This is a genomic window from Streptomyces sp. NPDC052496, from assembly GCF_040679095.1.
GTDB lineage: Bacteria > Actinomycetota > Actinomycetes > Streptomycetales > Streptomycetaceae > Streptomyces.
On the sequence record NZ_JBFAUH010000010.1, the window covers coordinates 155,935 to 169,224 of the forward strand.

The 13,290-nt window shown below is 70.3% G+C and carries 16 protein-coding genes; 8 read left to right on the forward strand and 8 right to left on the reverse strand.

What is annotated here, in order from left to right; translation table 11 throughout:
* Nucleotides 1-114: 114 nt before the first annotated feature.
* From AB0L45_RS16030 to AB0L45_RS16050, 5 genes are all read left to right on the forward strand, one after another.
* The gene (locus tag AB0L45_RS16030; RefSeq protein ID WP_365840159.1) at nt 115-285 is read left to right on the forward strand and encodes a hypothetical protein; all 171 of its coding nucleotides are present in this window, start codon (nt 115-117) and stop codon (nt 283-285) included.
* 92 nt (nt 286-377) lie between these two features.
* Nucleotides 378-1,547 carry a hypothetical protein gene (locus AB0L45_RS16035; RefSeq protein ID WP_365840161.1) on the forward strand — a complete coding sequence of 390 codons (1,170 nt, stop codon included), beginning with the start codon at nt 378-380 and terminating at the stop codon, nt 1,545-1,547.
* 2 nt (nt 1,548-1,549) lie between these two features.
* Complete coding sequence (locus AB0L45_RS16040) at nt 1,550-2,836, forward strand: MFS transporter (protein WP_365840163.1); 1,287 nt, start codon at nt 1,550-1,552, stop codon at nt 2,834-2,836.
* Nucleotides 2,811-3,773, forward strand: a complete 963-nt coding sequence (locus AB0L45_RS16045) for a cupin domain-containing protein (RefSeq protein ID WP_365840165.1) — start codon at nt 2,811-2,813, stop codon at nt 3,771-3,773. Before AB0L45_RS16040 ends, AB0L45_RS16045 begins: the two co-directional genes overlap by 26 nt.
* Nucleotides 3,774-3,826: 53 nt before the next feature.
* Entirely contained in the window at nt 3,827-4,693 is an 867-nt protein-coding gene (locus AB0L45_RS16050) for an HEXXH motif-containing putative peptide modification protein (protein ID WP_365840167.1), read from the forward strand.
* Between the two features lie 41 nt (nt 4,694-4,734).
* Here the strand turns inward: AB0L45_RS16050 and AB0L45_RS16055 are convergent, their stop codons facing one another.
* Nucleotides 4,735-4,893, reverse strand: coding sequence for a hypothetical protein (locus AB0L45_RS16055; RefSeq protein WP_365840169.1), 159 nt, complete (start codon nt 4,891-4,893; stop codon nt 4,735-4,737).
* 125 nt (nt 4,894-5,018) lie between these two features.
* A complete protein-coding gene (locus AB0L45_RS16060) occupies nt 5,019-5,957 on the reverse strand; it encodes an RNA polymerase sigma-70 factor (protein WP_365840171.1) in 939 nt (312 codons plus the stop codon).
* Nucleotides 5,958-6,221: 264 nt separating this feature from the next.
* On the opposite strand from AB0L45_RS16060, the gene AB0L45_RS16065 reads away from it, so the two are divergent.
* Complete coding sequence (locus AB0L45_RS16065; protein ID WP_365840173.1) at nt 6,222-6,707, forward strand: carboxymuconolactone decarboxylase family protein; 486 nt, start codon at nt 6,222-6,224, stop codon at nt 6,705-6,707.
* A 97-nt stretch (nt 6,708-6,804) separates the two neighbouring features.
* Here AB0L45_RS16065 and AB0L45_RS16070 read toward each other — a convergent pair whose 3' ends face one another.
* From AB0L45_RS16070 to AB0L45_RS16095, 6 genes are all read right to left on the reverse strand, one after another.
* Complete coding sequence (locus AB0L45_RS16070) at nt 6,805-7,341, reverse strand: STAS domain-containing protein (RefSeq protein ID WP_365840175.1); 537 nt, start codon at nt 7,339-7,341, stop codon at nt 6,805-6,807.
* Nucleotides 7,342-7,577: 236 nt separating this feature from the next.
* Nucleotides 7,578-8,231 (reverse strand): DNA alkylation repair protein, encoded by a 654-nt coding sequence (locus AB0L45_RS16075; protein ID WP_365840306.1) that lies wholly within the window; start codon nt 8,229-8,231, stop codon nt 7,578-7,580.
* A gap of 92 nt (nt 8,232-8,323) precedes the next feature.
* Nucleotides 8,324-8,818 (reverse strand): STAS domain-containing protein, encoded by a 495-nt coding sequence (locus AB0L45_RS16080; RefSeq protein ID WP_365840176.1) that lies wholly within the window; start codon nt 8,816-8,818, stop codon nt 8,324-8,326.
* Between the two features lie 158 nt (nt 8,819-8,976).
* Entirely contained in the window at nt 8,977-9,489 is a 513-nt protein-coding gene (locus AB0L45_RS16085; protein ID WP_365840178.1) for a hypothetical protein, read from the reverse strand.
* A 691-nt stretch (nt 9,490-10,180) separates the two neighbouring features.
* Entirely contained in the window at nt 10,181-10,558 is a 378-nt protein-coding gene (locus AB0L45_RS16090) for a GntR family transcriptional regulator (protein WP_365840308.1), read from the reverse strand.
* Between the two features lie 5 nt (nt 10,559-10,563).
* The gene (locus AB0L45_RS16095; RefSeq protein ID WP_365840180.1) at nt 10,564-11,376 is read right to left on the reverse strand and encodes a hypothetical protein; all 813 of its coding nucleotides are present in this window, start codon (nt 11,374-11,376) and stop codon (nt 10,564-10,566) included.
* Between the two features lie 128 nt (nt 11,377-11,504).
* Between AB0L45_RS16095 and AB0L45_RS16100 the strand changes: the two genes are divergently transcribed.
* Nucleotides 11,505-11,636, forward strand: a complete 132-nt coding sequence (locus AB0L45_RS16100) for a hypothetical protein (protein WP_365840182.1) — start codon at nt 11,505-11,507, stop codon at nt 11,634-11,636.
* Between the two features lie 84 nt (nt 11,637-11,720).
* On the forward strand, nt 11,721-13,247 hold the full coding sequence (locus AB0L45_RS16105; RefSeq protein WP_365840184.1) for a carboxylesterase family protein: 1,527 nt from the start codon (nt 11,721-11,723) through the stop codon (nt 13,245-13,247).
* Nucleotides 13,248-13,290 lie beyond the last annotated feature (43 nt).

Genomic DNA, 13,290 nt, shown 5'->3' on the forward strand with positions numbered 1-13,290 from the left:
CGTTTCCCCGCCAAGGTCCGTACGTGCAACGGAAGTTGATCGGTGCCGCATGTTGACCATGCATGGTCATGCCACATAGCATCACGCAGAGTTTGTCGGCTGAAAGGAGTAAAGATGACACCGAGTCACGCTTCAGCAACCGGCACCATCGCTGAACCGGCCTCCTACGAATCGCTGGTCGAGGACGCTCTGCGGGAACTTTCCGCGGCCGAATCGGAAGAGGTCCTCGAACCGGTCGGGAGCGGCAACGAAGGCCCCCTCATGGCGTGGTTCATAGCCACCTGATTGTTCCGGTAAGGCCCTTGGGAGTTCCAGCCGCACCAGTATGTCGCGGCTGGAACTCTCATTGACGCGACCAAGGCCAGGGGGAGCAAGTCTTGACCGTTGTGCAGACCACTCTCAGCCGCGAACTACGGGATGGAGTCGACGCACTCCTCGACCGGTACGTCGGCATTTCCGACCGCGACCACTGCGTCGTCACCTTTTCCCCGGACAGCCGGGAGGCGGCCGCCTGGCTGGTGGCCGGCCTGAAACAGCGAAAACTCAGCACGCAGATCGTGGGAATGCGGCCGCTCGTGGATTACGAGTTCGCCGGGCGTCTGAACTCCGCCATGCCGGACGCCGGCTCCTTCACCGGCCGGCTGGTCATCTTCACGCTTGAACGAGACACCATGTCGCACTTCTCGCCCCTCCTCGAAGTGCTGCAACGGTTCGGCGGCGACCGGTGCATGGTGGTACGCATCATCAGCGCGTCGCGAGAGTTCTTCGAGAAGGCCCTCAACCTGGGCCCGGACGAACTCAGCGCCCGCAATGCCGCACTGCTGACGCGACTGACCGAGGCGCGCAGCGTCAGGGTCCGCAGCCGTGGTGGCACCGATCTCCGCATTCACCTCGACAACGACCGGTTCGACTGGATCAGCAATCGCGGCGTGTGGCGGCCGGGCGGCTTCACCATTCTCCCGGCGGGGGAGATCGCGACGTATCCCGCCAGGATCGACGGCCGCCTGGTGGCGGACGGGGCGCTCAATTGCAACGTCATCACGCGGATCGACACCCGGCTGACGGCTCACCCGCTGACGGTCGACATCGAGGACGGTCGGGCCACCGGTTTCTCCGGAGCCGATGACGATGTCCGCGAGCTGGTGGAACTGTGCTTCAAGCAGCCGCACGGCACTCGGGTGGGTGAGCTGGGATTCGGTACGAATTCAGGCATCGACCAATTCATCCCGGCCAACTCGCACATCAACGAACGGCGAGTGGGCGTGCACATCGGATTCGGGCAGCACAATCAGGACCGTGCCGTGGTGGGCTACGAGGAGAAAGTACACCTCGACCTCATCACCGACGGCGCGGAACTCTTCCTCGACGAAGAATCCGAACCCATCGACCTGGGCAATCTTCAGCTGACCGGTGACGAGCATCCCCCCTTGGTCAGGGACGAGGACATCACGGGCGACTGCTGCGGGTACGGTTACGGGCAGTTGACAGATCCTGAGTCCGCGACAAGACCCGGGTCCGGGTCAGCGTCCGCGGCGCCGATCGGCTGAACATGCCCGACCGTGGAACATGGCTCACCGGGCGGCTGGCCGACAGCGCCATGGGACTGCGCGACTTCCGCTTCCTGTGGGCAGGGCAAGCGGTCAGCGCCGTGGGAGACCAGCTCTTCACCATTGCCGTCTCGCTCCGGGTGATCGAGGTCGGCGGTGACGCGGGCGATGTCGGGCTGGTGATCGGCGGCCGGATGCTCGCCATGGTCCTGTTCGCGCTCCTCGGCGGCGTCTGGGCGGACCGCGTGCCCCGGCGCCGGGCGATGATGCTCGCCGACGGATTCCGGCTGGCCGCCCTCACCGTGGTCGTACTGGGCGCGTTCGACACGGCGACACTGTCGCTCGCCGTGATGACGTTCCTGGTGGGCAGCGGTGAGGCGTTCTTCCGCCCCGCGTACGGAGGGCTGGTGCCCTCCCTCGTCCCCGAAGAGCGGCTGCTCAGCGCCAACGTGTGGCGGAGCGGTATGGAGAGCGCGGCAGCCGTGGTGGGGCCGGCGCTCGGCGGACTGCTGGTGGCCACCGCCGGCACCCGGACGGCTTTCGTCATCAACGCGGTCTCGTTCGCGGTCAGCCTGGTGTGTGTTCTCGCGGTCACCGAACCACCGAGGGAACGGCCGGCCACCCGCTCCTCCGTCATTCAGGAAACGCGCGAAGGGCTTTCCGCGGTACGCCGCGTCCGCTGGGTGTCGGCCATTCTCGCCATGACCGCGCTGCAGACCATGTTCGTCGTCGCGCCTCATATGGTCCTCCTGCCGGTCATCACGCAGGAGAAGTTCTCGGGGCCGTCCGCCTACGGCCTGGTGCTCGCCATGTTCAGTCTCAGCGGCCTCGTCGGCACGATCGTCGTCGGGCGCGTCAAGCTGAGGCGCCCCGGAACCAGTGCGATGATTTTCAACGCGCTCTTCACCACCGTCCCACTCGTACTGCTCACGCCTTTCTCGCTGGGGTGGGTGGTGGGCGGATATGTCATCGCGGGGCTCGCGATGATGCCTTTCAACGCCCTCCTGCACACCGCACTGCAACGCCAGTTCTCCCCGTCGATCCTCGGCCGGGTCAGCTCGGTCGACTGGCTGTGCAGCCTCGCTCTGCTGCCGCTCGGCCTCGCGTGTGCCGGGCCGCTGGCAGACGCGCTGGGCCGTACGACCGTTCTCGTCGTCGCCGCGGTCGTACAGCTCGCCGCCTCGCTGCTGGTGCTGACGGTGCCAGGGGTGCGCGATTTCCATCAGGAGGAACAGCCGGATGCCGAACAAGCGGAGGTCTTAGATGGCGGTGGAAAAGCTCCTCGATGATCCGTCCAAGCTGGTTTCCCTTCGGGACAAGGAACCGTACGTCAGCCGGGACATGGGCGAGCTGGACGACGTGTTCTCGATGGACCTCGCACAGCAGCTCCTTTTCGACCGCGGACTGCGTACCCCTTACATCAGGATGTGGCGCAGTGGCGAGGACATCGGAGTCCGGAGCACGGCCAAGGGCGAAGGGGAACCCAGCGAGCGCCGGGTGCTTTCCGGGCTCGTCGATCCGCGCTACGTCGTGTCCCAGATGCGGGCCGGCGCAACCCTCGTCTTCCAGGCGATGTCCACGTACTGCCCCGAGGTCGAATCGTTCTGCTCGGAACTGGCCGAAGACCTCGGCTGCCCGGTCGCCGCGAATGCCTTCCTGACACCCCCGCACGCACGTGGTGCCGAGGTGCACTACGACCTGTCCAGCATCTTCATACGGCAGCTGGCCGGCTCCAAGACGTGGCGGCTGTACGAGCCGCCGAAGCAGTGGCCCGTCAAGCGGTCGAAGCCGGGCGCCACGCCGCAGACCCCGCAGTGCCTCGAAGTCACTCTCAACGCCGGCGACTGCCTCTACCTGCCACGTGGCTTCTACCACGAGGGGACCACGGGCGAACTCGGCTCCGTACACATCGCGTTCTCCGACGGGCTGGAGGACACCTGGACCCAGATATTGCACGACGTGCTGGACCTGGCAGCCGAGCGCAGCGAATCCCTGCGGGGCCGTCTGCCGGGCAAGGCCGAGGCGTTGAACGGCCAGTCGAAGGACATCTGGGAAGCGGTCCGGAAGGACGTGTTCCACACGCTGGAGAACCTCGGCGACGAGATGATATCCGCCTTGATCGTGCGGCGCCTCCAGGCCCGTGAGGATCAGCTCACCAAAGCCGAAGCGGACGCGGGCACGCTCGCCGGAATTCTGCAGACCGACGCTCCGTCCGGTGCCGCCTGATGGGCACCGGGCGGGACGAAGCACGACGGGTCGGCATCACCACGGCCGGCACCATGAGCTTGGTCCGCAGTTACCGACGGGACATCTTCCAGCGCCTCGCGCCGCACTTCCCGGAGGGCCGGACGCCCCCCTGCCTGCACCCCGGTCTGGTCTGGGAGGCAGCCCGGCCCACCATGCTCGATCCCGTACGTGTCGCAGACCTGGCCCGCAGCCTGGCCACGGCCGGATTCATGCCGCCCCTTGAGCATGTGACGCTCGACGAGTCGGCGCTCCCCGACTGGTGCCGATGGGGCGCGGACCAGTTGCTGGCGGATGTTCAGCGGACGAGCGGCACGGGCGACGCCGATTTCAGCACGCCGGACATGACTGAGGGAATCGCGCACCTGGAATCCGCCCGGGAGATCCTGCGCAGAGTATGGCCCGAAGCCGCCCTGGAAACGGATCTGCTGATCCGCGTCATCGTGTATGTGCAGGGCGGCGCCTTCCGTTCGGCCACCCTTCGCCCGACCTTCGGGGCCCTCTACCTCGGCACCACGAGCGTCGAAAGTCCTGCCGCCGCTTTCGAGGCGCTCCTGCACGAAACCGGCCACCACGCCCTCTATCTGCGCAACCACTTCGAGCCGTACGTGACGAACGGCGACGTCATGGTGAGCCACCCGCTGCGCCCCGACCCGCGCCCCGTCGCCGGCGCCGTGCACGCCGCACACGTACTGGCCCGCATGGCGTACGGCCTCACCCGCTGGGCCGCGGAGCCGACAGCACCGTCCGAAGCCGCCGAGCGGCGCGACGGCGCCCTGCACCGGCTCAGGGGAACCATCGAGGCACTGGAGCCGGTGGCCGCATGGACGGACGGCGGCCGCCAGTATTTCGACGACCTCCTCAAGTGGGAGAAGGAATTGACGGCCGGGCACCCTGGCTGACGCGGGTCCGGCCCAACGGCGGGAGATGGGAGATGTGCCGCTCAAGCGGCCGCGGCGAAGATGCCGAGGAAGAAGACGATGTAGAACAGCAGAGCCGCACCCACCACGGCAGCCACGAGGAGGATGGCCTTCATCACTTTCTCCGCCGCCTGGTGGTCGCGACGGGTGATGACCTGAGGACCTTCGTTGTGTTCTGTCACGGTGCCAGCATGCTGATCGCGATCCCCGTGGACCATCCGTACGCGTACTCATGTGGCCCAGGGGGAAACTGCGGAGTTCGCCGCTGTTTCCCCGCTGGGCCGCAGCCACGGGCCGCCGGCTCGGCTCACCGGCGCAGTGCGACCTCCCGCCCCATGTGCGACAGCTTCTCGGGGTTGCGTACGGCGTAGAGCCCGGTGATGAGCCCGCTGTCGACACGCGCCGTCACGACCGTGTCGATCTCGTCGCCGAGCCGGATGACCAGCGCCGGGCAGGCGTTGACCTGCGCCGGCCGCAGCGACACCGACGCGTTCTTGCGCAGACCGCCGACCAGGAGGCGGGCCACCTTGTCGGCCCCGACGACAGGCCGCAGGACGGCCTGCTTGACTCCGCCGCCGTCCCCCAGGAGGACGACGTCCGGCGCGAGGATGTCGACCAGGCCCTGCACATCGCCCGTCTCGACGGCCCGCTGGAACGCGTCGAGCGCGTCACGGGTCTCGCTCGGGGAAACGGTTCCGCGCGGCCGGCGCGAGGCGACGTGCGACCGTGCCCGGTGTGCGATCTGACGGACCGCGGCCGGACTCTTGTCGACGGCTTCGGCGATCTCCTCGTACCCGAAGTCGAACACCTCGCGCAGCACGAACACCGCCCGCTCGGTCGGCGTGAGGGTCTCCAGCACCAGCAGCATCGCCGTCGAGACGCTGTCCGCCAGCTCGACGTCCTCCGCCACATCCGGCGCGGTGAGCAGCGGCTCGGGCAGCCAGGAACCGACGTAGGACTCCTTGCGGCGGCCGAGCGTACGCAGCCGGCTCAGCGCCTGCCGAGTGGCGATCCGGACCAGGTACGCACGCTGGTCCCGCACCGTGCCGAGATCGACCCCCACCCACCGCAGCCAGGCCTCCTGGAGGACGTCCTCCGCGTCGGCGGCCGAACCGAGCATCTCGTAGGCGACGGTGAACAGCAGATTCCGGTGGGTGACGAACACCTCGGTGGCGGGATCCGCGTGTCCACCGCCGGCGAGCTGCTCTGTCGTGTCCGCTGCGCGCTCGCTGTACTCGCTGTTCACCGGGTGCTCCTGCCTCTTCGCTCTCGACGGCGCTACGCGCACAAGACGCCGGTCCGCGCCGCTCTGTGACAGCCGCGCGCGGTGGCGTACGTCACACCGTCGCCCTGTCACAGGGCGCCGGACGCAGGCGTCTTGTGTTCGTTCAGCGCACACCACGGGATCGGTGGACCCCACGGGATCAGTGGACACCACAAGATCCGCTGCGCACCACGAGATCCGCCGCACATCGCGGATCCGCTACACATCACGAGTGAGGACGACATCATGGACGCCCGCTTCAACCTGTTCGAGAACGAGTTCGGCTCCAAGTTCGCCAAGCGGTTCGCCAACGTCGGCCTGGTCCTCCAGCAGTCGTCGCTGCCGAAGGCCACGCAGGAACTGATGACGCTGCGCGCCAGCCAGATCAACGGCTGCGGCTGGTGCATCGACATGCACACCAAGGAAGCCGCGGCCTCCGGTGAGACCGCGCTCCGGCTCAACCTGGTCGCCGCCTGGCGCGAGTCCTCCGTGTTCACCGAGGCCGAACGGGCCGCGCTGGCGCTCGCGGAGGAAGGCACCCGGCTCGCCGACGCCCACCAGGGTGTCTCCGAGGAGACCTGGGCGCAGGTGCGCAAGCACTACGACGACGACCAGACGGCCGCCCTGGTCTGCGTGGTCGCCCTGATCAACGCGGCCAACCGGCTCGCGGTGATCACCCGTATGCCCGGAGGCTCGTACGAGCCCGGCATGCTGGCCACCGCGGTCAACTGATCGGCGTACCGACGCGACCGGGCCCGTCCCGTACGTACGGGGGTGCGTACGGGCCGGGCCGCGCGCCGTGGGAGCGACGCTGCCCGGGCGCCGGAGATCAGGGAGGAAAAACGATGGGCCCGGGCCCCTGCGGCTCCCAGCACAGCAGCTCACCGCACGAGCCCCGCCAGAACGTCCGGTGCGGACGCGGCCCGGCGGGGGCCGGGCGCTGGTCCGCCGAGGGCTGGTGCGCCGCCCTACGGGAGCACGCCGACGTGCCGGGACAGGGGGTCAGACGGGGCCCTACGCCGGTACGGACCAGAGCGTGCTCGACCGTCCGGCTGGCCACCGTCAGCTCCAGGCTGCCCTGGGCGGCGTGCACGGCGCCCCGTATGCCCAGAAGGGTGTAGAGGCTGGCGTTGTCGCACCAGGTGATGCCGGACAGGTCGAGCCGCAGCCGCCGCCGGCCGGACTTCAGGTGAGCGACGGTGACATCGCACAGCAGGCGCACCGTACGTACGTCCAGTTCGCCGACGAGCCCCAGTTCCGTGGCACCGCCGGCATCGCGACGGGTACGCACGGTCAGCCGGGGATCGGGCGGCTCGATCAGCGGGAGCCGGCGCAGCGGGGCCATGATGGGCGGGCTGCTGCGCATCGGGCCCTCCAGAAGGCCGTCGGACGGGCTGGCGGCAGCCCTTTGAACGCCGACCAGGCTTCCCGGCACACCCTGCCCCGCACCGGGCGCATTGCCGCCACCGTACCGGTCACGCCCCGGGTGCGGAAGCCGAGCTGCCGGATGCGCCCCGGGAGGCGCGGCGGCCGAAGCTCAGTGCGACTCGCGGGAGTTGGGTGGGGACAGGCCGCCGCCTTGTGGTCAGCGCCGTCTTATGGTCAGTCCACCGTCTTGTCGTCCTGCCGGCGCACCATTTCGGAAATCCAGACCGGCGCGAACGGAGACGTGCAGCCGGGCGACGTCGGGTAATCCCTGAGGACTCCCAGACGTTCACCGATGTCCATGGCGCGGGCGCGGTATTCGGCGTGCTCGATCCCGATCCGCGCCAGGCAGTGGTTCATCTCCCATTGCAGACGATCCGGGGCGTCCTTCATCTCCGCCTCGATGACGTCGAGCAGTCCTGCGAGGTCGAGGCCCCCGGGTTTCTTCGCGACCCGTTCGGCGGTCAGCGCCCAGCCCGCACTCGCGACCACGGGATCCGGGTCGGCGCACCAGGCCACACGCAGTTCTTCGGCGTGCGGGCTCTTCTTCACCACGTAATTCACGAGCCAGTCGTGCACCTTGGGCGTGCGGGCCGCGCGCAGCATGGCGTCCAGCTCGTCACGGCCGAAGGCTTTCGGGCGGCAGACCAGGGTCGCCAGCAATTTCGCCGTGGTGTCATCGGTCGCCCACAGGTGACGTGCGAGTTCCTGCTGCGTTTTCAGGCGCTTCGCGAGCGCGCGCAGCGAGCCGAGGCGCACACCGTGATCATCACCGTGTTTCTCGTTCACCTCGCGTGTCTTCGGGTCCGCGAGCTCGGTCAGCTCGGCCATCACCTCGGCCGCCACCGTCTCGGTCGGCAGCGTCTCGGTCGGCGTCGACTTGGCCACATCGGTCTCCTGTCCGTCACGTGCGGATGATCAGCCTATGACGGAGGCCGGCCGTCTCCTGCCGTTCGTGCCCCGCCGTTCGCTCCGGCTCCGCCGGACGGGTCTGCCCGGTGCGGCACCGGCGGGGCGGTGGCGGCGAACAGACCCCGGGTGCCGGTCAGCTCAAGGACCTGGTCGACGGCGCGGTTGCCGGTGCGGATGGTGACGGTCTTGTCCTGCTGCAGGGCCCGGGTACGGAGGCGCAGCAGGGTGCCCAGGCCGGCGCAGTCGCAGAAGCGCACGGCGTCGAGATGCAGGTCGAGGCCGTGGGTGGAGTGACTGAGAGCCGTGTGCAGGCCCGGTTCGACGTGCCGGCCGGTGTCCAGGTCGAGTTCCCCTCTGAGGGCGGCGTGTGTGCGGTCACCGTTCGGGGTGACTTCGAGGGCCAGTAGACACGGTTCGAGGGCCGAGGCGGCCGCCGTGGTGCGGCCTGTGGCGCGTTCGGTGTCGTGCCCGGTGCAGGGGGGTGCGCAGCGCGCAGGCTCCGGCATGACCTTCCTCTTCCTCGTCGGCTCACCTGCCTCGCACCCAGGCTGGCCCCTCGGCCCATACGCGTCAACCGATACATGAAGAATGGTACGTGCTTCTGGGTGCGTGAATTGCCGATCGGTAGATTCGGCACACGCATGTCCTGCCGCACGGCCTGCCGTCAGGCCCCGTCGGCCATCGGACGGGTGCGCCGGGCGTAGCTCTCCAGCGGCTCCGCCGAGGCCCACCAGGACCGGTGGTAGTCCCGGAAGGAGTTGACCGCCTCGGCCGTCTCCAGGCTGTGCCCGCTCATGAACGATCCGTCCGCGGTCAGCAGCACCAGCACGGCCGTGTCGTCGATGACCGCCATGGTGACGGCGTCGACACCACTGTCCGTGGTCACCACGCGGGCATGGTAGTTGGCCAGGTTCTGCATCTCCTCGTCGTGCTCGCGCAGCCATCGGCGCATGGCGCTGCGGCCGGGCTCCTGGGCCGGGACGCTGATGATGCGAGGGAACGAACCGCCGGGATTGCGCCGCGTCCGGTCCGCCGCGGCCCGGACGTACTGCCGCGCCGCCGGCGAACGGAAGCCGGGTGGGGGAGTGTCGCGTACGTAACTGGTGTAGATGTGGCGCTCCGCGGCGCGGACGAGGCGCGCGAAGGACTTCTGCCCGACCGTTTGCAGATGGACCACACGCCGCACCGGCACCACCCCATCGCGCCTGCGCCGTGCCGCTCGCCGGGCGGGCGGACGCGCGCTTCACCGCGGGATCTGCCCGTCGGGAAACGCAGCGACACGGCAGGCGGCGACCGGATGGCCGCCGCCCGCCGCCGGAACGTGGGGCGGCAGACCGTCTGCCGGTGGCGGGCGAACAAGGCCGAGATCCTGTACGAGGCGAGCGCCATCGACGCCCGGCAGGAATTCTCGGTGCCCCTGAGCGACGACTCGGCGAAACGCATCGCGGTCTATCTGGACGCGCTGGTGACCTTCCTCGCGGACTCCCACGCCGGGGCCGCGTATCGCGCACTCCTCGGAGAGGCCCAGCACGACACGGCCGTCGCGGCCCTGCTCTCCTTCGGGGACATCCTCGGCGAGAGCGCCGCGAGAGTCGTCGCACCGGCACTCGCCGCAGGCGACAGCGACCTGACGACGGACCAGGCGACGGCGCTCCTCATCGGTCCGCCTTCTTCCACATCCGGTCCGGGCGCAGCGCGAAAAGCATCGACACCGGCCGGCTGGCCGAGGAGTTCCTGCGGGTTCTCGGCGTCGGCCGGTGATGCGCTCCGTACGTCTCCGTCGTTCCGGAGGGTGGTGGGTGCGCGCTCCCGCATCCGCGGCTGCGCGGCCGGCGGCGCTGCGCGTCGTCCGGTCCGGAGGCGGCCGGTCACGGCGAGGGCGATGCCGCGATCCCGTTGGCCAGCGCCGCTTGGACGATGCGCAGGGCCTCGTCGGTGTCGATGCCGGCGCCGGCGATGACGGCGGCGTACTCGGCGGCGGCGCGGCGTGCCTGCTCGCGTCCCTTCTCGCCGGCTGCGGAGACGAACGAGCCGGCCGGCCCGCGGGTCTCGATCAGCCCTGCCTCCTCCAGTTCCCGGTAGGCCCGGCCGACGGTGTTGGCTGCCAGGCCGAGGTCCGCGGCCAGGCGGCGGATGGTCGGCAGCCGGGCGCCCACGGCCAGTGTGCGGTCCTGGATCTGCCGGGCGAGCTGGGCACGGAGCTGCTCGAACGGCGGGACGGGGGAGGCCGGGTCGATGACGATCATTGGTCTCACCGGGCGCTCATGGCGTGCTGTGCCACCGTGGAACTCCGTGCGGTCCGTGCTGTGATCAGGGCGAGCGCGATGACGCTCAGGGCCACGAAGGCGAGCCAGGCGGCGGTCCACCGGCCGAGCCCGGTGGCGAGCACCGACACGGCCGGCAGGCACCACACCACGGAGGGGGTGGCGACGTAACGGGCGTCCTCGACCCGCATGATGACGTCGGCGGTCAGCGAGACCTCGTCGTCGGCCACGACCGGGTGCGTCAGGATGTGGCGCAGCTGGACCACCATGCCGACCGCGATCCCGCACAGTCCGATGAGCAGGACGAGTGCCGCGTACTGCGCGGTGGAGTCCTGCTCGGCCAGGGCGCGGACCGCCAGTGCCGTCGCGCCCGCGAAGGTGGCAGCCGCGAACGCGGCATGCGGCGGGCCGAGCACGGTGCGCCAGCCGAGCCGGACCGGGTGGGCCGCCCGTCGTGGCAACGCCGCGGCGGCCTGCCGGTCGACCCGCCGTACCCACCGGTCCAGCAGCGCCTGAGCCAGCACCAGCCCGGCCACCACCGCCGTCAGCATCAGCAGTGAACCGAGCCGGTACGGCCCGGGCCCGCCCACCGCGGTGCTGTCCGGCCGGTTGACGGTGTGGATGAGGGCGACCGCGATGATGAACGCGGCCAGCAGGACGTCAGCGGCCAGGCGAGTGCCCCGCCGGGTCGCCAAACGTGTGGCCAGCAGCGGTGTCGGCCGGACATCGGCCAGGCCGTGGCAGGTCAGCCACGCGCCGGCCCGCGCCAGTTGCGGCGGGCGCACCGGCTGGTCAGCCATCGGGCACCGTTCCTTTCGGCACGTCGCCTCCTATGTCTCAAGTCTTGTCTCAACACGGTGCGTCAAGCCTTGCGACAAGTCAACGGGCCCCGCAGCGGCGCCGTGCCGTCGATGGCGCCATCGACCGCATGGCCAACGCCGTTGACGATGCCCCGGCGGGACCGCTTCTCGGGGTGCCCGCCGGTGCGGGCCCCGTCGGCCGGGCCGCCCCCGGCCGGGACATAATGAGCCGGATCACCACTGAAGGGCTGGACGGCTGAAGAGCGGAAGGCGGCGTGCGTCGCCCGGCGTGGCTGCGCGCGGCGCCGGGGCAGGAGTGTGCCGCTCCGGGAGAAGGGGACCGTATGAGCCGAACCGACCGAGCAGCACCGGAAGTCCGCACCGCCTGCGGCGTCGTCCGGGGCCGATGGCAGGACGGCGTGGCCGTCTTCCGGGGGATCCCGTACGCCCAACCGCCCGTCGGCGACCTGCACTTGGCCGCGCCGGTGCCCGCGCGGGCCTGGGACGGCGTACGGGACGCCGGTGTCTTCGGGCCGCCGCCGCCACAGTCCCTCGCGGTCGGGTACGGCACCGGGCGGCAGAGTGTGGCAGGGGCCGACGACTGGCTGACCGTCAATGTCCACAGCCCTGACCCCGGCGCGGCGGGGCTGGCCGTCATGGTCTGGATCTACGGCGGCATGTACGTGATGGGCTCGGCCGAGGGGCCCGGATACGACGGTACGGGCCTGGCGCGGCGGGACACCGTCGTGGTGACGTTCAACCACCGGGTGGGCGCCGAGGGATACGGGCAGTTCGAGGGCGCGCCCCCCAACCGGGGCCTGCTGGACCAGGTCGCCGCGCTGGAGTGGGTCCGGGACAACATCGCGGCCTTCGGCGGCGACCCGGGACGGGTGACCGTCTTCGGCGAGTCCGCGGGCGCGGGCGCGGTGGCGGCGCTGATGGCGATGCCCCGCGCGGCCGGCCTCTTCCACCGGGCCGTGGCGCAGAGCGTGCCGGGCACCTTCTTCAGCATGCCGCTGGCCGCGGACATCGGTTCCGCCGTCGCCGCCGAGCTGGGGGTGGCTCCCACGCGCGCCGCTCTCGCGCCGGTGACCCCCGACGCCCTGCGGGACGCCGCGGACTCCGTACTGAACGCGATGCCGGCCCACGAGACGCGGTGGGGCCGGGCGGCCCGGACCCGGATGCCGTTCGCGCCCGTGATCGACGCCGACGTACTGCCGCGCACCCCCTGGGAGGCACTGCGCGCGGGGCAGAGCGCCGGCATCGACCTCATCGTGGGGCACACCCGGGACGAGTGCCGTGGCTTCACCGCGCTCTCGGGGCGGCGCGGAAAGGTCACCGAGGAGGAAGCCGCCGCCGCCCTCGCGTGGTACGCGCCCGATGCCGCCGGAGCGCGCGCCTACCGGACGGGCCACCCCGACGCGGACCCCACCGACCTCCAGGACCTGGTGCTGTCCGACTGGCTGTTCCGTATGCCCAGCCTCCACCTGGCCGAGGCCCACACCGCCGGCGGCGGCACCGCGTACCTGTACGAACTGGCCTGGCCGAGCCCGGCGATGGACGGCGCACTCGGCGCCTGCCACGGGCTCGACGTGCCGCTGGTCTTCGGCGCTTTCGGAGGCGACATCGCGGAACTGCTCCTGGGGAAGGAACCTTCCGCCGAGGCCACAGCGGTCTCGGACGCGATGATGACGGCCTGGACCGCCTTCGCCGCAACCGGTGCGCCCGGCTGGGATCCGTACCGGCCCGGGGACCGGCTCACCCGGGTGTTCGCTGCGGCCTCCGCCACGGTGCCGTACCCGGAGGAGGTCTCGCGCCGGATCTGGGCGGACCAGGAGTTCGCCGCGCTGGAGCTCACGGACGGCACGTGACGACGACGGCTCCAGGAACGGCCCCGTCCTGCCGGACGCGGGC